At 61.1% G+C, this 18,222-nt stretch carries 15 protein-coding genes; 6 read left to right on the top strand and 9 right to left on the bottom strand.

Going from position 1 to position 18,222, the window contains the following annotated elements; translation table 11 throughout:
• Positions 1-85 precede the first annotated feature (85 nt).
• Positions 86-757, top strand: coding sequence for an XRE family transcriptional regulator (locus ASD02_RS15890; protein WP_025427225.1), 672 nt, complete (start codon positions 86-88; stop codon positions 755-757).
• A gap of 4 nt (positions 758-761) precedes the next feature.
• Here the strand turns inward: ASD02_RS15890 and ASD02_RS15885 are convergent, their stop codons facing one another.
• The 5 genes from ASD02_RS15885 to ASD02_RS15865 form a co-directional block, all read right to left on the bottom strand.
• Positions 762-2,276 (bottom strand): diguanylate cyclase, encoded by a 1,515-nt coding sequence (locus ASD02_RS15885; protein WP_057214310.1) that lies wholly within the window; start codon positions 2,274-2,276, stop codon positions 762-764.
• Between the two features lie 163 nt (positions 2,277-2,439).
• Positions 2,440-4,173, bottom strand: a complete 1,734-nt coding sequence (locus ASD02_RS15880) for an ankyrin repeat domain-containing protein (RefSeq protein ID WP_025427227.1) — start codon at positions 4,171-4,173, stop codon at positions 2,440-2,442.
• A 267-nt stretch (positions 4,174-4,440) separates the two neighbouring features.
• Positions 4,441-5,268 (bottom strand): TolB family protein, encoded by an 828-nt coding sequence (locus ASD02_RS15875; RefSeq protein ID WP_025427228.1) that lies wholly within the window; start codon positions 5,266-5,268, stop codon positions 4,441-4,443.
• Between the two features lie 24 nt (positions 5,269-5,292).
• Positions 5,293-5,478, bottom strand: coding sequence for a hypothetical protein (locus ASD02_RS15870; RefSeq protein ID WP_025427229.1), 186 nt, complete (start codon positions 5,476-5,478; stop codon positions 5,293-5,295).
• A 152-nt stretch (positions 5,479-5,630) separates the two neighbouring features.
• Complete coding sequence (locus ASD02_RS15865) at positions 5,631-7,313, bottom strand: NAD+ synthase (protein WP_025427230.1); 1,683 nt, start codon at positions 7,311-7,313, stop codon at positions 5,631-5,633.
• Between the two features lie 269 nt (positions 7,314-7,582).
• On the opposite strand from ASD02_RS15865, the gene ASD02_RS15860 reads away from it, so the two are divergent.
• From ASD02_RS15860 to ASD02_RS15840, 5 genes are all read left to right on the top strand, one after another.
• Positions 7,583-9,505 (top strand): LTA synthase family protein, encoded by a 1,923-nt coding sequence (locus tag ASD02_RS15860; protein ID WP_057220817.1) that lies wholly within the window; start codon positions 7,583-7,585, stop codon positions 9,503-9,505.
• A 257-nt stretch (positions 9,506-9,762) separates the two neighbouring features.
• The gene (locus tag ASD02_RS15855) at positions 9,763-10,311 is read left to right on the top strand and encodes a DUF1003 domain-containing protein (RefSeq protein WP_025427232.1); all 549 of its coding nucleotides are present in this window, start codon (positions 9,763-9,765) and stop codon (positions 10,309-10,311) included.
• A gap of 195 nt (positions 10,312-10,506) precedes the next feature.
• Entirely contained in the window at positions 10,507-10,929 is a 423-nt protein-coding gene (locus tag ASD02_RS15850) for a TadE/TadG family type IV pilus assembly protein (protein ID WP_025427233.1), read from the top strand.
• 1 nt (position 10,930) lies between these two features.
• Complete coding sequence (locus ASD02_RS15845; RefSeq protein WP_025427234.1) at positions 10,931-12,670, top strand: pilus assembly protein TadG-related protein; 1,740 nt, start codon at positions 10,931-10,933, stop codon at positions 12,668-12,670.
• 162 nt (positions 12,671-12,832) lie between these two features.
• On the top strand, positions 12,833-13,783 hold the full coding sequence (locus ASD02_RS15840) for a hypothetical protein (protein WP_038576148.1): 951 nt from the start codon (positions 12,833-12,835) through the stop codon (positions 13,781-13,783).
• Between the two features lie 94 nt (positions 13,784-13,877).
• Here ASD02_RS15840 and ASD02_RS15835 read toward each other — a convergent pair whose 3' ends face one another.
• The 4 genes from ASD02_RS15835 to ASD02_RS15820 all read right to left on the bottom strand — a co-directional run bounded on the left by ASD02_RS15835 (position 13,878) and on the right by ASD02_RS15820 (position 18,175).
• The gene (locus tag ASD02_RS15835) at positions 13,878-14,276 is read right to left on the bottom strand and encodes a GFA family protein (protein ID WP_025427236.1); all 399 of its coding nucleotides are present in this window, start codon (positions 14,274-14,276) and stop codon (positions 13,878-13,880) included.
• Positions 14,277-14,397: 121 nt separating this feature from the next.
• Positions 14,398-15,771, bottom strand: a complete 1,374-nt coding sequence (locus tag ASD02_RS15830) for a 3-deoxy-7-phosphoheptulonate synthase class II (RefSeq protein ID WP_025427237.1) — start codon at positions 15,769-15,771, stop codon at positions 14,398-14,400.
• 245 nt (positions 15,772-16,016) lie between these two features.
• Positions 16,017-17,408, bottom strand: a complete 1,392-nt coding sequence (gene gor, locus ASD02_RS15825) for a glutathione-disulfide reductase (protein WP_025427238.1) — start codon at positions 17,406-17,408, stop codon at positions 16,017-16,019.
• A 218-nt stretch (positions 17,409-17,626) separates the two neighbouring features.
• Entirely contained in the window at positions 17,627-18,175 is a 549-nt protein-coding gene (locus ASD02_RS15820) for a DUF2059 domain-containing protein (RefSeq protein WP_025427239.1), read from the bottom strand.
• Between the last annotated feature and the right edge of the window lie 47 nt (positions 18,176-18,222).

Below are 18,222 nucleotides of genomic sequence, written 5' to 3'. Positions count from 1 at the left end.
ATTGGGAATTATCTACTATAGTGGATTTCGTCAACAGAATTGAGAATCGTCGATTTTGCCTCTATCTGTTGCGCGAGGAGACGCCATGCCGAAGCTGACCATCACCCGCCGCCCCGCCGAACAGAGATTGCGCACGACTGAGGAGCGTCCGGCCGAACTCGGTGCAAGGGTCAAGGAGCTCAGAATCGCGCGCGACTGGACACTAGAAGAGGCGAGCCAGCATATCGGCCTGTCGCGTTCGGCCCTGTCGAAGATTGAGCGCAACGAGATGTCACCGACGTTCCACGCCATGCAGAAGTTGGCAGCTGGATTCTCGCTCGACCTCCTGAGTTTTCTCGCCTCCGGCGAGGCAAGCCCGCCTGCCGGTCGGCGCAGCATCACCCGACAGGACGATGGTACCCGCCACGAAACGCCGAACTATGGTCTGCGGCTGTTGATGGAAGAGGTCCGCAACACCGCCTTCATGGCGGTGGAGGTTCTGGTCAGAGCACGATCGCTCGACCAGTTCCCGGATTGGGACCGGCATGACGACGAGGACTTCATGTATGTTCTCGAAGGCGATATCACGCTCTACACCGAACACTACGCGCCAGCCGTGCTGAAATCCGGCGACGCCGTCTACTTCGATGCGCGCCTTGGCCACGCCTGCATATCGACCAGCGACAACGATGCCCGGCTGTTGTGGGTGACCGCTCCGCTTGGCGGGCGCTTCAGCCGTTCAGACGATGACCATGCCGATGGAACGGCGTCGGCCTGACAGCTCAGCCGGTATGGCGCCTGTCAGCCTCATCGTCCGGCGCATCGTTGTTTTCCGTCGAAAGGTCGTCGGCCGTCTGGACGCGGTTGCGTCCCCGTCGCTTGGCCAGATAGAGCGCCTCGTCGGCTACAGCCAGCAACGACCGAGCAGTACGGCCATGCCTCGGCGCAAAGGCCACACCAATGCTACCGCCGATACGCAGCACCTGCCCCTCGAACTCGATTGGCGTCTGCGCATCGTTGACGAGACCGGTGGCAAGTTCGGACGCATCCTTGCCGGTTGACCGCAGGATGACGGCAAATTCATCGCCGCCAAGGCGGGCAACAGTTCCGCGCGCACCAACCCGCAGGCGGTAACGTTCGGCCATCGTCACCAAGACTGCGTCACCCGCCGCATGGCCGTGCTCATCGTTGACGGCCTTGAACTCGTCGAGATCGGCAAAGATCAGCGCGAATGGACGTTTTTTGACGTCGAGCAGGGCCGCAGCGAGCACTTCGTCGAAGCCGCTGCGATTGAGCAGCCCGGTGAGACGATCGTGTTTCGCCATGTGGCGGTTTCGCGCCTCGCTCTGCTGCAGGGCGGAAAAGACGGAGGAGAACCTGAGGGCCACAAACGCCATCAGCAGGGTAGCCGCGATCGCGATGACGATGACGCTCGGCAGGATTTCCGCGCGGACGAAGCCGCCGGGCGATTTGGGCGTCCAGGCGACGACAAGGCATGAGACATCAGCGCAGCGACCGGCGGAGACGTGCACGCCGTCGGCCGGCCGCTGTGACAATGGCACGAAAGCGAGGCCGGTTACGCCAAGCTTTGCCTCGATTTCGCGCAGCGACCGCGCCGTCAGCGGGCGAACCGAAACCATGAACACCGGCTTGCGGCGTTCGGCCGGCAGCTGCAGCGTTTCCGGGATGACGGCCTGAACGACGGCTATGCTCATCTGGCCCTCGATCTGGCGCATATCCACGGCATGAATGCCGGGCACGATCGGCGTGACCGATTGCCGATCAGGCTGGGGGATATCGAGCGTATAGGTGCCGTTGTTGTTTCTCAACGCGTTGTCGTAGCGGCGTCGGGCTTCGTCGAGCAGATCTTCGACGTCGTGAAGCGGGGCATCGGCCGCCTCCGCCGGCACGACCAGCCCATCCTTCACCGCGGTCGAGACATGCCCGTCGGCATCGCTGACGATCAGCCAGGAAAAGCCGTAGTCCTCCCACAGCCAACCCGCCAATTCCGGGGCCACAAAGGTATCGCTCAGCCGTCCGGCCGCAAGTTCCGCATAGGTCGCATTCCAGAAGGAAACCTGGGCCTGAAACTGGACGGCGGCTTCCATCTGGTGCCGCAATTCGTTTGCCACCAGCCGGCGTTCCGCCGAAAGACCGAAGCGATCGGCCTCGACGACGGAGCGGTTGAGAACGAAGATGAGGCTGGCGATCGTCAGGATCGCGACCAGGGTACAGGCCGCATGGATCGCCCACACCGCCCTGTTGCGCTTCGGTTGCCGAAACTTTTGCTCGATCACGCCAGCGCCCCCTCACCGGACCAGCCGTCAAAGGCGAGGGGTGGCACCGGTCAGACGCCACCCTAAAGATCAAAGCAGAAATTTAGTTTAAGCAAGCTGGTATTTGAAAGCCTTAAAGACTTCAACCGCCTAGTAAAGCCGACAATCACCAGTCGTGCGACTGTTAGTTGGACTGCACAGCCGGACGCAACAAGGAGACGATTTCGTCGTCGCCTTCGTCGCGCGCCAGGTCGCGGATCGACCTCGTACCAGTACCATCACGCAGGTTGGCGTTCGCGCCTTTTTCGAGCAACAGCTTCACCACGGATGGCCTCCTGTTGACGACAGCGATAGCGAGCGGCGTCATCCAGTCGCTCTGCGGGTTTGGCCGCCCACGCCCACGGAACTGACCGAAGGGGATGTCGAGCAACTCCGGCTTTTCATTGACGATCTCGAGCACCCGCTCTCCCTTGTCGAAGGCAGCGGCCGCAAACAGGTCGAGCGGCTGTGTCTCGAGGAAGCGCACCATATCGGCCTTGCCGTTGTATTCGGCCCAGCCGATCGGCGGTGCGTGATGATACGGGTCGCGCGCCATGGTGTTGGCACCATGCGCGATCAGCAGCTTCGCCATCTCGATATGCCCGTGCAATGCCGCCTCGTGCAGCGGTGTGCGCGACGTCATGCGGTTGACGTCGAAGCCGAGCGACAGCATCAGCGCCACCTGGGCCGGCTGGGCTTCACCCGCAGCCTCATGCAGGATCGCCGGATGGGCCGCCTGCGTGCGCGAAACAAGCGCCGCATCCCCGGCTGCCAGCGCCTTTGCCGCCGTCGCATTTCCCTCACCGATCGCCCGCGCGAGGCGATCGACATCGGTGAGTTCCGCGACCGTGGCGCCATGGGCCACCAGATAGCCGGCAAGGGTCGGATCACCGCCGAGCTCGGCCCATTGGTAGGGCGTGCGACCTTTCACGACGCGGTTTACGTCGGCCCCATGCTCGACCAGCAGCCGCACACGGTCCGTCATCTTCTTTTCCAGCGCCCAGGCAAGTTGATAGTCGAAGACCCTTTCGCTGTTCTCGATCAACTGACCGTCTTCGCGGACAAGCCAGTTGTTCCTGTCCTTTGCGCTTAGCCCATACCGCAACAAAAGACCGATGCAGGTGTTATCGGGCTCGAACATGCGGTTATAGAGCGCCTGGCTATCATTGGCCGTAGCGCCGGCCTTAAGCAGGAGTTCGGCAAAGGCGACGCAATCCGGATGTTCTGGCTGACGCTCTTTGCCCGCCTCGCCCTGGCCGAAGACGCCCGTCAGCGCGGTAAAACGATATTGCCCGTCGTCCATCCAGAAGGCATTGGCATCGGCGCCACACGCAATGAGCCGTTCAGCCGCTGCAAGGGAAGATCTGCCGGGAACGCGGGCATAGGCCGCGTAGAGCAGAGGCTCCCAATCGTAAGGCCCACCACGCTTGCCGGAGAGTTTCGGATCCGTGTCGAGCCAACGGTCGATGGCGTCGCCATCGCCAAGAGCGGCTGCTACATGGATGCTTTCACGGGCAATTTCTGGATGCTCGTCGAGCAAGGCTTTCGCCTGGGCATATCGCTCCGGGTCCGCAGCGATGTCGCCGAAATAGGACACGGTCGCCAATGCGAGGAAGCGATTGGCAAGCTGTTCGGTGGCGGGCTTGCCGCCCTGAGCGCGTTCGAGATGCGTTTTCAATCGGGTCCAGCTGGAGAAGCCGAACTCCCGGGCGATGACCAGTTGGGCATCCTGCAGGCCGATTGTGGCCGGCTCGGAGAAATAGGACAGCGCCCGCTGGCGTGCCGCGGCATCGCCAGCCTTCAGGGCTTTGTGAAAAGCCTTGGCCTGCTTGCGGATGGAATAGAGGGTAGCGTTCGCGGAAAGATCGCGCGTGATCATGAAAGACCTCCTTTCATTCACGTCCGGTATCCGCGCCCACAGACTGAAAAGAGGTGTGGCAACCAAGTCCAGTGAAACAGGTGGGTCTGGCCCTTCCCGCGGATCGGGTGCGCCCTGCGAACGACACGATCGCTAGCACGCAGCCGATATTCTTGTCCACTGCATGTTTCCTTAAATCCTATCCGATTTAAGGATAAAACATGCAGCAATTCAAAGTGCTACAGCGACCTTTGCGCGTCTGATAAGACGCGCGGCGCTGTAGGCTTCTCAGCTTTCCGGTTCGTAGCGAACGAAAGCAAAGCGATCCCCCTTGGGCGACCAGTTGGGAACATTCATCGTGCCCTGCCCGCCGAAGAGCTCGAACAGCTCGCGCGCGTTGCTGCCATCCATCTCCATCAATCGCAGACGGACGTTCAGGTCCCGCGGATGATCGAAGACATCGCCGTCATAGGAGAGAACCAGAAGGTGTCTTCCGTCGGGCGACGGATGCGGGAACCAGTCGCCATAGGGGCTGTCGGTCACGCGCTCAACGTCGGTGCCGTCGGGACGAACGCGCCAGATCTGCATGCGGCCAGTGCGGCTGGAGTTGAAGTAGATCCACGCTCCATCCGGCGACCAGTCCGGCCCGTCGTTGCGGCCTTCGCCCTGCGTCAGTCGCCGCTCTTCGCCGCCTTCGACCGAGATCGTATAGATATCGAAGACCTGATCACGAATACCGCAATAGGTCAGTGCGCCGCCATCCGGCGACCAGCCGTGCCAGTAGGACGGGAGGTTGGGGGTGACAAGCCGCGGAGTGCCGCCAGAAGCCGGCAGCAGGTAGATCGCCGACTTGCCGAACTCGGTCTTGTCGCTGATCGCAATCGTGCTGCCATCAGGCGAAATGCCGTGGTCATTGTTGCAGAGATGGGCAAAGCCGGTTTCGATCTCGACCGGCTCCGAGCCGTCGAAGGCCAGCCGGTAAAGCCGGCCGTCGCCATTGATGATGAGATATCGCCCGTCCGGAGACCAATTCGGCGCCTCGACCAGCCGCTCCGTCTGCCAGACGACGCGAGTCTCGGCGGTAACGATGTCATAGGTTTCGATGGAACTGCGCATACGCTTCTCCTGCCGCAACCGCAGCTATTTGCTTTCTTCGCCCCGTGGCAGCACCGCCAAGACTTTGGCGCAGATCGACCGCATCAAGATGACGCTGCGCTGGTCTTGCCAGGTCGAGACCAAGCCCCAGGCCAGCAGCAGAAGAATGCAGACGAAGGCGACGCCGACGGTGACGAGACTACCGGTCGCAAGACCATAGACACCGAACACGGCCGGCGTCGCGAAACAGGCGATCTGCGCCGAAAGCTGCCCACCGGCAGAAACGTCGCTCAGCGACCACAGCCGGATCAGCCGGATTTCCTCCTCGGTGAACTCCGGCTGGCTTTCCTTGCCGTCCCGCCCTTCGGGGATGCGCTCACCGTCTATCCCCGATCGCGGAACCGGTTGGTGATTGGATAGCGCCGATCGCGGCCAAAATTCTTCTTGGTGATCTTCACGCCGGGCGCCGACTGTCGGCGCTTGTATTCGGCGATATAGAGCAGATGTTCGATGCGGTGTACCGTTGTCTCGTCATGACCACGAGCAACGATCTCCTCCGTGCTCATCTCCTTTTCGACGAGGCACTCCAGAATGTCATCGAGCACCGGATAGGGCGGCAGTGAATCCTGGTCCGTCTGGTTGGGGCGAAGCTCGGCCGACGGCGCCTTGTCGATGATGTTTTGCGGGATGACCACGCCGGATGGACCGAGCGCGCCCGGCGGCACGGTGGTGTTGCGCCAGCGCGAGATGCCATAGACCTCCATCTTGTAGAGGTCCTTGATCGGATTGAAGCCGCCGTTCATATCGCCATAGAGCGTGGCGTAGCCGACCGACATTTCCGACTTGTTGCCGGTGGTGACCACCATCGAGCCGAACTTGTTGGAGACGGCCATCAGGATCGTGCCGCGCGTGCGGCTCTGCAGGTTTTCCTCGGTGATGCCCGATTCCGTGCCCTCGAACATATCGGCCAGCGCGCCGAGAAATCCTTCGACCGGCTCTTCGATCGGCACGATATCGTAGCGGCAGCCGAGCGCTTCGGCGCAATCCTTGGCGTCCTTCAGCGAGTCCTTCGAGGTGTAGCGGTAAGGCAGCATGATCGTGCGTACCCGCTCCTCGCCGAGCGCATCAACGGCAAGTGCTGCGCAGATCGCCGAGTCGATGCCGCCGGACAGGCCGAGCACGACGTTCTTGAAACCGTTCTTGTTGACGTAGTCGCGGAAGCCGAGCATGCAGGCGCGATAGTCTGCCTCCTCCCGCTCCGGCAGGCGCGATTGCAGGCCGCCGGCACAGTGCCAGCCATTGTCGCCCTTTTTCCATTCGACGATCGACAGCGCCTCCTCGAACTGGCTCATCTGGAAGGCGAGCGACTTGTCCGTGTTGAAGGCGAAGCTCGCGCCGTCGAACACCAGTTCATCCTGACCGCCGAGCTGGTTGGCATAGATCATCGGCAGGCCGGTCTCTATCACCTGCTTGAGCACGACCTGATGGCGCACGTCCACCTTGCCGCGATGATAGGGCGAGCCGTTCGGTGACAGCAGGATTTCGGCGCCGCTTTCCGCCAGTGTCTCGCACACACCAAGATCGCCCCAGATGTCCTCGCAGATCGGGATACCAATGCGAATGCCGCGGAAATTGACCGGCCCTGGCATCTCGCCCTGGTCGAACACCCGCTTCTCGTCGAACTCGCCGTAATTCGGCAGATCGACCTTGTCGCGTACCGCAATGATCTTGCCGCCATCGAGCACGGCGACGGCATTGTGGCGCCCGGTCTTGGCCAGGCGCGGGAAGCCGATAATGACGCCCGGGCCGCCGTCGGCGGTCTCCTCGGCCAACTTTTCCACCGCCTGTAAACAGGCCTTGAGAAAAGCAGGCTTGAGAACCAGATCCTCCGGCGGATAGCCGGAAATGAAGAGCTCGGTGAGCAGCAGGAGGTCGGCGCCCTGGCGCGCCGCATCGGCGCGCGCCTCACGCGCTTTCGCCAGGTTTCCGGCGATATCGCCGACGGTCGGATTGAGCTGGGCGATTGCGATACGAAGCAGGGTGGGAGCGGCTTTGTGAGCGGTCATGAGCGGGCCTGTCGGTCTGTTCTCGAACGAATGCGTCTGACTTTCGCCCCGATCTTTAGCGCAATCCGCGCGAAAATGCCCACAGCCAATCGCCGCGAAGCGAAAAATTCCAAAAAATTCTGCGTTTCCGGTTTGTTATCGGCGCCGGCTCGCGCGTCCTCACGTCACGAAAACCTGTTTCCAAACACCCTGAACAAGTCATTCATCCCCTGTTCAAAATGACAGTCGTATGACAGTTACACGACACATTGATGAAATTGGAGAAGACGTTGGCCAATATCGATTCAGCCGTAGCGAGGAGATCACGAGTCTACGCTGGTAGACCCGGATTTGCCGCGCGGCACGCCAAGACGCTGACCTCCGCACGCAGTGCATTGTTCTCGCTGTCGATCGCGGCAGCCCTCGTTTTTGCAGTCGAGTTGATCGTGCGCCAGTCCATGGCCGACACGGTCGCCTACTTCCTCGATCCGACGCGCCCCGCATGGACCACCATCGGTGCATTCTTCCTGATCCTTCTCGCCATCGATGGCGTTTTCGGCCGCGAACACAAGTCCGCCGTGGTGCTCGCGCCGCTGGCGATCATACCGGCCATCATCTGCCAGCAGAAGCAGGTCTTTCTCTCCGACCCGCTCTATCCGACCGACTTCCTCTTTGGCCGCCAGATCCTCGAATTGATGCCTGTGCTTGTCAAGGATCGTCCGTGGACGGCCGTCGGCATCGTTGTCGGCCTCATCGCAGCCGTTACAACCATCGGCCTGTTGCTGCGTTACGCCTGGCGCAACTTCCCCAAGCTGACACGCCGCGAGCGCATCGCTCGCGCAGCTTTTGCGCTGCCGCTGCTCTTCGCCTTCTGGCACATCATGGATTACAACCAGTTCTCCTGGATCCGTGATCGCCTGAAGGTCATCCCGATCATGTGGGACCAGACCGAAAACTATCGTCACAACGGCTTTGCGCTGGCGTTTGCGATCAATCTGCCGATGGCCAACGTCAACGCGCCCGCCGGCTACATGGCCGATGCGATCGATCGCATCCCGGTCAAGCCGCTGCCGGCCGGCACCTCCCACCGCAGCAAGCCCGACGTCATCGTGCTGATGAGCGAATCCTTCTGGGATCCGACCCGTCTGCCGAACGTCAAGCTTTCGCCCGACCCGATGCCGACGATCCGCGAAATGCAATCTGGCAACGTGTTCTCGCCAGAGTTCGGCGGCATGACGGCCAATGTCGAATTCGAAGCGCTGACCGGCTTTTCGAATGCCTTCCTGCCCTATGGCAGCATTCCGTACCAACAGTACATCCGCAATCCGATCCCCTCGCTTGCCACCTTCTTCCGTGGCGAGGGTTACGTTTCGCGTGCCATCCATCCGTTCCAGAGCTGGTTCTGGAACCGCACCGCCGTCTACAAGGCCTTCGGCTTCGACACCTTCAAGTCGGAGGAGAATATGCCGCCGATGCAGAAGCGCGGCATTTTCGCCTCGGACGAATCCCTGACCAAGGAGATCATCCGCCAGGCGGACGCCATGGATGACCCCTTCTTCTTCTTCGCGGTAACGCTGCAGGGCCATGGCCCCTATGAGCCGAACCGCTATGCCAAGAATACCATCAAGGTCGAAGGCAACCTGCCGGAGAGCGATCGCCAGGTGCTTGAAACCTACGCCCAGGGCGTCAAGGAAGCCGACGAGAGCCTGAAGAAGCTGATGGACTGGGCCAAGCAACGTGACCGCGAAACCATCATCGTGCTCTTCGGCGACCACCTGCCGCCGTTGAACACGGTCTACACCAACACCGGTTTCATGAAGGGCGTGACCGCGGAGCGCAAGGGCTCGAAGGACCAGATGAAGGCGCAGCACGAAACTCCGCTCGTCGTCTGGTCGAACAAGACGGGTCCGAAGAAGAATGTCGGCACGATCAGCCCGGCCTTCCTTTCCTACCAGATCCTCAAGCAGTCCGGCTACGAGCATCCCTACTATACCGGCTTCCTCGGCAAGGTGCACGACCAGTACCGCGTCGTCGACCGCTACATGCTGATCCGCAAGAACGGCAAGGATGTCGCCGAATGGTCTCGTCAGCCGAAGGTCCCGGCCCTGCTGCGCGACTATCGCTTCCTCCAGCACGACATGATGTTCGGCAACCGCTACTCGACCGACCGCTTCTTCAAGTCGCACGCGGATCTCTACGCCGCAGGCTTCTAAACCACACCCGCACACGTTCGTGCGACATCACTGGCCTCTGAACAGAGCCGGACGGTAAACCGCCCGGCTCTGTGCACTTTCTCATCTATCCCGTTGATTTCCTCGTCGAAGTGGTGCGCTTAAGCGCGTCGCGATCTTTCCGATTCGCTCACTGCGCTTTAGGCTCTTGTTTTTTGCCCGTGTCGTTATCGCAAATCCGCCGCACACTTTTGCGCGAAACGCTTTCGATATCGTCCGATCCATTTCCGCAGATAGCCATGCCGCATTTGAACGAACTCTCGCAGCACATCTTCGGCAAACCGATGGCCGAGCTCGGCGAAATCGAGCGCCGCATCCTGACCCGCGCCAAGGAACGACGCACCGTTGCAACCGACACCAATGCCGCGTTCAGCGCCGAGCTGTCCGTCGGCGACCGGCTCGCCGACGCCATTGCCAGGATTGGCGGCTCCTGGGGGTTCATTCTCAGCTTTTGCGGCTTTCTCGTCGTCTGGGTGATCATCAACACCGTCTTGCTGGTGACCGGGGCCTTCGATCCCTACCCCTTCATCTTCCTCAACCTGCTGCTTTCGATGCTGGCGGCGCTGCAGGCGCCGGTCATCATGATGTCCCAGAACCGGCAGGCCGAGCGCGATCGCTTCGCTGCGGCAAAGGACTATGAGGTCAATCTGAAGTCGGAAGTCGAGTTGATCGCCCTGCACCACAAGGTGGACGATGTGCTACTGCGCGAGATCGCCGAGCTGAGGACCGACATCGCCAATCTTAACCGCCAGCTTTCCCAGTATCGGCACATACCCGACAATGAATAGACACCGGACAAGCCACTAAAGCGCGCAAGAATCTGCAAGATTCCTAATTCAATCACAAATTTGTATTTTGCAACAATAGGCTATTTCTGACTATTGAAACAACCTATTAGCGTATCGAAAAATTAACACTTGGGGAGCACCGTCAAGGCGCAGGGACAGAGAAAAAGCAGTCACGGTTCGGTCGGAGTTGCTGATATGTCCAAAATAACGCGCCTGTTCGGCAGCCGCGATGGCGCTGCCGCAATTGAATTTGCAATCATCGCCCCTCTATTCTTTCTATGTGTGTTGACGTTGATCGCCTACGGCATCTACCTCAGCGCGGCCCACTCCATTCAGCAGATAGCCGCCGACGCAGCGCGCACCGCCATTGCCGGACTTTCCGAAGGCGAGCGAGAACGCCTTGCCACGGACTACATCCAGCGCACGACCATGGACCAAGCCTTCATCAAGCCGTCCCGTATGACGGTCACCGTCAAGGACGATGCTGGTAACGCCAACCAGTTTACCGTGAGGATCAAGTACGACGCCGGCGATCTCCCGATCTTCAACATGTTCACTTTCGCCATGCCGAGCGAAAATATCGAGCGCTTCGCTACGATCCGTTTGGGAGGTATCTGATATGGGTTTGAAAGCGCCGGGAATAGCACACCTCGCCCGATCAAGAGGTGGCAACGTCGGCATATCCGCCGCTCTCGTCATGCCGCTCGTGATCGCCTCCATGGGACTTGGCATCGACTACGGTTACCTCACGGTCCAGAAGCAGGAAATGCAGTCGACCGTCGATCTTGCTGCCATCGCCGCCGCATCGAACGTCTCCTCCGCCGAGCAGGCTGTTCTCAAGTACTTCTCCAACAACCATGTCAATTTCGCTGTTGCGACGCCCTCCGGCCTGTTGACCGTCGATGGCAAGGTTCTGCCGCCCGGCGACGTCGGGACGGAAAAGGTCGACGGCGTGGCAACGGTCACGCGTGGACGGTATGTCCCCGATCCGGGCGTCGCAGCCGGCCAGCGCTTCGTCAGGGATGCCGCCCCTTCGGATGCGGTCCAGGTACTCCTGGAAAAGAAGGGGCAGATCTTCCTTGCCTCCCTCTTCACCGCACCGCCGGACTTGAGCGTGGTCGGGACAGCGGCGAGTTCGAAGGTTGCCGCCTTTTCCGTCGGCTCTCGCCTCGCCAGCCTGAATGACGGCCTGCTCAATGCCATTCTCGGCCAGATGCTTGGCACCAACATTTCGCTGAAGGTCATGGACTACACCGCCCTGATCGACGCCGACATCGATATCCAGCCTTTCCTGAAGATCGTCGCGACCAAGCTCAGCCTGACCTCCGCCTCCTATGAAGACGTGCTCGACGCCAATTTGACCCTGCCGCAGCTCCTGTCTTCGATGCGGCTGTTCCAGGGGCTCTCCGGTACGGTGACCTCTGCCCTCAAGAGCATCGAGCTGGCAACGGCCAACAACAAGAAAACCTTCACCTTGGCGCAGATCCTCAATCTGGACCCGAAAAAGGACATGAGGATCGATGCCGGCTCCGACTGGACGATGAAGGTGAGTGCGCTGCAGATCGTCTCGGCCGCCGCCGCCATCGCCAACGGCGAGCATCAGATCGCGCTTAACGCGGTTGCCGGGCTTCCGGGCATAGCTTCGGCCACGGTGAAACTCGCAATTGGCGAACCGCCGGTCGAAACGCCGAGCCATCGCCTGGGAACCCCAGGAGCAGCGGTCCGCACGGCGCAGACCCGGCTTGCCGTCGAGGTGGGCATAGACGGGCTTGCGGCCCTTGCCGGTATGCGCATTCGGTTGCCGATCTATGTCGAGCTTGCCCACGCAGAAGCCAAACTTGCCGACATCCGTTGCTACGGCGGCAAGCCGGAGAACGCGGCAGTCGTCGTCGACGCGGTGCCGGGCGTCGCTGAGATCGCCGTCGGTGACGTCAATCCGAAGGTGCTTTCGAGTTTCTCCTTCGACGCTCGGGTCGAGCGCGCCCGCATCGTCGATGCGCTGGCGGTCAAGATCGACGCCATCGCTCACGTCGAGGCGCAGAACCTTCAAGCGTCCCGCCTCACCTTCAGCCCCGCCGAAGTGGCCGCACGCTCGATCAAGAGCGTTTCGACCAAGGACATCCTGTCGTCGACGACGAAGACCCTGCTCAACAATCTGGACCTGAACATTCAGGTGTTGTTCCTGACGCTCGGCAGCCCGACTATCCTGCAACAGGCGCTTGCCCAGACCTTGGCCGCGGTCACGAAACCGGTGGACGATCTGCTCTACAATCTGCTGCTCCTAGTGGGGGTACGCGTGGGAGAAGCCGATGTCCGCGTCACCGGCGTCAAATGTCAGCCACCGGTACTGGTGCAGTAACAGCCTCGCGACAGCACAAAGGGACTGGCAACGGAAAATCGATTGCCGATGCTTTCGAACAAAATGACGGGTTCGCACGTTATGGGCAAGGTAGAGCTGCTACATGCAGATGGGTTGAGTAGTATCGAAGCACACGTGGCGAGGGATCGGAACCCGAGGCGTATGCGAGAGATCGTCGGGAGACGTGCGCGACAGATGCAGTTGGTTGCAAAACAGGGGGATGCTGCACCGGAGAAACCGCTCGCCTTCACGGCGGACGGATTGCTGCGCAACCCGCTCCTGCGCGAGACGCTGCAGATCAGCGCTCGCGATCTGATGGCGGTCTATGATATTTTTCCACGTGTGGCTCGTCTCGTCGCCTCCCACCAGAAATGGACGCTGACCCAGGCCGCTTACGCGCTTCATCTTGAGCGCGACCCGTCTCACCCCGATTCGGGAGTGACTGCCGCGCGGTTGTTGAAGTTCATGCGCGAGACCGGCGGCGCAAGCAGGAACACGGCAGCCGCATTCCTGTCCGAGCTGCTCGCCTACAAGCTGCTGCGCGATGTCAGAGGTGAGCGGACGAACAAGAAGGTTCGCCCACTTGAGCCGACGGAAGTCAGCGAGAGCGCCATGATGCGTTGGTTCATGAGCCAAATGGGCACGCTCGACCGCCTCGATGGCGGCAGACGTCTGGAACATGTCGAGGCCGACACCTCTGTCCTTGGACGCACGCAGCCGATCGCGGCGCGAATGCTCCTGTCCGACAAGAATTGGAGCGAGCCCCCCGAAGGCGTTGCCATCTTCGTTTGGACCGAATGCGGGGGCTTGCTGCTCGATGACCTCATGGCGCGTCCGAAAAGCCTGACGCCCGTGGACGGAAAGGTCTGGCTGGAACTCAATCTCGCCGAGCTTGCCAACCACTACACCATCTCCAACACGCACGTGCGCAGACTGTTCACCAAAGCGCAGGACACAGGTTTCATCGGCCGATCGAACGACGGCTCCCGTGGACGCTTTTGGATGAGCGCCGGACTGGTCGACGAGTATTGTCGCTGGCAGGCTATAAAGCTCGCGGCCCTGGCCAATGCCTATGAGCGAGCCACGGACGGTGCAGTCCGGTTGGCGAAATAGGTCATTTCCTTCACTAAGTGCGGCCCGGCGTCGCCGGAGGTTCGCGCGCACGGATCGCGTCATCGCCTGGCGGCCGGAAGTGGCTTGAACGGTCCTACGACCGGCCCGCTTCAAACTTCGGCAGATCGTCGTTAATGTCGTAGAAATCGCCCTTGTCGGCACAGAATATGTGATAGCCGGGTAGGAGATCCGTCGGCTTCTCAAAGGCGCCGGCCATGATCGAGACGTATTCGGCGCTATCGGATTTCCAGAACAGAGCCGAGCCGCAGTTGCGGCAAAAACCACGCTGCGCGCCATCGCTCGAACGATACCAGGTCACGTCCTCCGCCCCCTCAAGTTCCATGTCGCGATCCAGCACATTGGTCGCGGCGTAATAGAGGCCCGTCTGCTTGCGGCATTGCGTGCAATGGCAAAAGATCAACTCGCGCAGTTCGCCCCGCGTCTTGAACCGCACTGCCGCGCAAAGGCAGCTGCCGCTGTGAATATCCGACATGGTCCCCGACCTCCTGAAACGAGAAATGCCGGGCCAGCTTCGCGAGCCGGCCCGGCATTGTCAATTTCATAGCGACCGCTCGAGGTTCAGAAAATCTGAACCGTGCGGCAATGCCTCAGTATCAGCCGTTGACGACCAGCTTCTTCTCGTCGCGGCCGCCCTTCATGCGCTCGGCGAGCAGGAACGCCAATTCCAGCGCCTGGTCCGCATTGAGGCGAGGATCGCAATGGGTGTGGTAGCGATCGGCGAGATCGTCACCCGAAAGCGCACGGGCGCCGCCGGTGCATTCGGTAACGTCGTTGCCGGTCATCTCGATATGAATGCCGCCCGGGTGCGAGCCTTCCGCACGGTGGATCTGGAAGAAGCTTTCGACTTCCGACAGGATCCGCTCGAACGGGCGGGTCTTATAGTTGTTGAGCGTGATCGTGTTGCCGTGCATCGGATCGCAGGACCAGACGACCTTCTTGCCTTCGCGTTCAACCGCGCGGATGAGGCGCGGCAGGTGCTCGGCAACCTTGTCATGGCCGAAGCGGCAAATCAGCGTCAGGCGGCCGGCTTCGTTGGCCGGGTTGAGCAGATCGATCAGTTCCAGAAGGCCGTCAGCCGTCAGCGACGGGCCACACTTGAGGCCAAGCGGGTTCTTGATGCCACGGCAATATTCGATATGGGCGTGGTCCGGCTGGCGGGTACGGTCGCCGATCCAGATCATGTGGCCCGAAGTCGCATACCAGTCGCCGGAGGTGGAATCGACACGCGTCAGCGCCTGCTCGTAGCCGAGCAGCAGCGCCTCGTGGCTGGTGAAGAAATCGGTTTCGCGCAGGCTTGGATGATTTTCAGAGGTGATGCCGATCGCCTTCATGAAATCCATCGTCTCGGAAATCCGGTCGGCGAGCTTGCGGTAGCGCTCTGCCTGCGGGCTATCCTTGACGAAGCCGAGCATCCACTGATGAACGTTGTCGAGGTTGGCATAGCCACCCATCGCAAAAGCGCGCAACAGGTTGAGCGTCGCGGCGGACTGGCGGTAGGCCATGATCTGCCGTTCCGGATCCGGAACGCGTTCCGCTTCGGTGAACTCGATGCCGTTGATGATGTCGCCACGGTAGCTCGGCAGCTCGACGTCGCCCTGCTTCTCGATGTTGGAGGAGCGCGGCTTGGCGAACTGGCCAGCGATGCGACCGACCTTGACCACCGGCTGCTGAGCGCCGAACGTCAGAACGACGGCCATCTGCAGGAACGCGCGGAAGAAGTCGCGGATCGTGTCGGCCCCATGCTCGGCAAAGCTCTCGGCGCAATCGCCGCCCTGCAGCAGGAAGCCGCGGCCTTCGGCAACATTGGCAAGAGCAGTCTTCAGACGCCGCGCCTCGCCGGCAAACACCAGCGGCGGATACTTCGCGAGTTTCGCTTCCGTTGCCGCAAGAGCCGCAAGGTCCGGATAATCCGGAACCTGCTGGATGGGTTTCTGCCGCCAGCTATTCGGAGTCCAAGTCTGTGCCATTTCGATCACCTGTTGTCTGCCGCGGACGTCGGTCCGCGCGGGTCGCGCCCTGACGGTTTCGACACCGCCCGGTATTCGGAAATTTCACTGCGTCCGCGCGCCCCGCTTCAGCGCGTGGCCAAGCCTTCGCGCCCGCTCGAAGCCGGTGACTTCGCGGATGCGGGCTTATAGACGTTAAGCGATGGCTTGGAAAGGCATCCTACCAGAATTCATGGTTTCCGGCGTCAGCAAAGCAACCGCCCTGCTCAGCCGACCCGCTCGCCCTTACGCACGCGATAGGACGGCGCATACATCGTCACAAGCTCTTCCGATGCTGTCGGATGCACCGCCATCGTCCGATCGAAGTCGTCCTTGGTGCAACCGGCCTTCAGCGAAATGCCGAGCAATTGCGCCATTTCGCCGGCATCGTGCCCGAGGATGTGGGCGCCCAGCACTTTGCGGTCGGCAGCGTTGACGATCAGCTTCATGATCATCTTTTCCTTCCGGCCGGAAAGCGTCGCCTTCATCGGCCGGAACTCGGCACGATAGACTTCCAGTTCTTCGAACTGACGCGCAGCCTGCTCCTCGCTGAGGCCGACGGTGCCGATCTCCGGCTGGGAGAAGACGGCCGTGGCGATCAGGTCGTGGTCGGGCGATACCGGGTTGTTCTTGTATTCGGTCTCGATGAAGCACATTGCCTCGTGGATCGCGACCGGTGTCAGCTGGACGCGATCGGTCACGTCGCCGAGGGCATAGATGCCGGGCGCGCTCGTGCGCGAAAAGGCGTCGACGACGATCGCGCCGCGCTCATCCGTGTTCACCCCGGCGCTTTCGAGCCCGAGGCCCTTGGTGTTCGGCACGCGGCCAAGCGCCAGCATCACCTGATCGACGGCGATTTGGCCGTGTTTCATCGTCTGCGCCACGCGCTTGCCGTCGGCGTCAGTCGTGACCGACTGGATGATGTCTTCGCAAAGGATCCGGATGCCCTTCTCTTCCATCGCCGTGTGCAGGCCGCGGCGGAGATCCTGATCGAAACGCGAGAGGATTTCCTTGCCGCGATAGATCAGTGTCGTTTCGACGCCGAGACCATGAAAGATATTGGCGAACTCGACAGCGATATAGCCACCGCCTGCAATCAGGATCGACTTCGGCAGTTCCGCCAGATCGAAAGCCTCATTGGAGGAAATGCAGAGTTCATGGCCCGGCAGCGCGTCATGCGGCGTCGGGTGGCCGCCGACAGCAATGACGATACGTTCGGCGGTCACGGTCTTGCCAGTGTCGAGCAGGCGAACCGTATTCGGGCCGACAAGCTCAGCCCGTGTACGCAGGATCTCCGCGCCGGCATTGGCGAGCCCCTTCTGGTAGAGGCCTTCGAGCCGCGTGATCTCCTGCTCCTTGGCAGCGACGAGCTTTTGCCAATCAAAGCGACTTTCGCCGACGGTCCAGCCGAAACCCGCCGCATCCTCGAAATGTTCCGAATATTGCGACGCGTAGACATAGAGCTTCTTCGGAACGCACCCACGGATGACACAGGTGCCGCCATAACGGAACTCTTCGGCGATCGCGACCTTCTTGCCGAGACTTGCCGCCAGCCGGCCGCTTCTGACGCCACCCGAACCGCCACCGATTACGAAGAGGTCATAGTCGAAAGCGGGCATGGGCGAACTCCTGAAGGTCGTGCAAGCTGCAATTAGGACAATTAGGGGACCGCGGACCAGGCATTTTCGCCGGCGGCACGCCCCGCTCGGGGGGCAGTCCCCCGTCGCAGGCACATATAGTGTTGCACTGCAGAAAAAGAAAAGCCCGGATTGCTCCGGGCTCCCCAAAACGTGATGTTTAGCCCAGCTGACCCGAGCTCTCTCCGACCGACCGCGGATTATTGGGCGGGCGGTGTCTCAACGGTGCCTTCAATACGTGGCGGAGCCGAAGTGCCGACCTTGGCGTCGAGCGACTTCGTGGCTTCGGTGTTGAGGTCGCGCGACACGCCGGCTGCCCAGATGTCTGCCGCCTTCAACAATTCGCGCGAAGCAATCGGGCCGTCGTTCAGAAGCTTCTTGCCGGCCGTCGACTTGTAGAACTCGGTAATGGCGTTCAGCTCTTCAAGCGTAAAGGTCTTGGCGTAGATCGTCGCGGCTTCGTTTTCGAGATCGGCGCGACGCGCTGCCAGGGTCAAAGCCTTTTCGTCGACGGTCGCGGTGATCAGCTCCTGGAAGTTCGGCGAAGCCTGGATCAGAGTATTCTTCAGACGCTCGGCGAGGTTCGGCAGAATGTTGTCGAAGTTGTTGGTCACGCCGAGTGCAGCGATGGTCGCACGCGCGGCCTTGATCTGGGCGTCGGACACGTCCTGAGCCTGAACCGGAATGGATGCAGAAAGGAGAACCGCGGTGGCTGCGAAAGTGCGGACAAGACCTGCGAGTTTGTTCATTTTTATCCATGCTCCTGTGTTTGTCGCATGCTGCCGGGGCGATTGCC

Origin of the sequence: Ensifer sp. Root1252 (assembly GCF_001425885.1) — a bacterium.
Lineage (GTDB): Bacteria > Pseudomonadota > Alphaproteobacteria > Rhizobiales > Rhizobiaceae > Ensifer > Ensifer canadensis.
The sequence above is the reverse complement of the archived record's forward strand: the minus strand, read 5'-3'. Positions and strand labels throughout refer to the sequence as shown.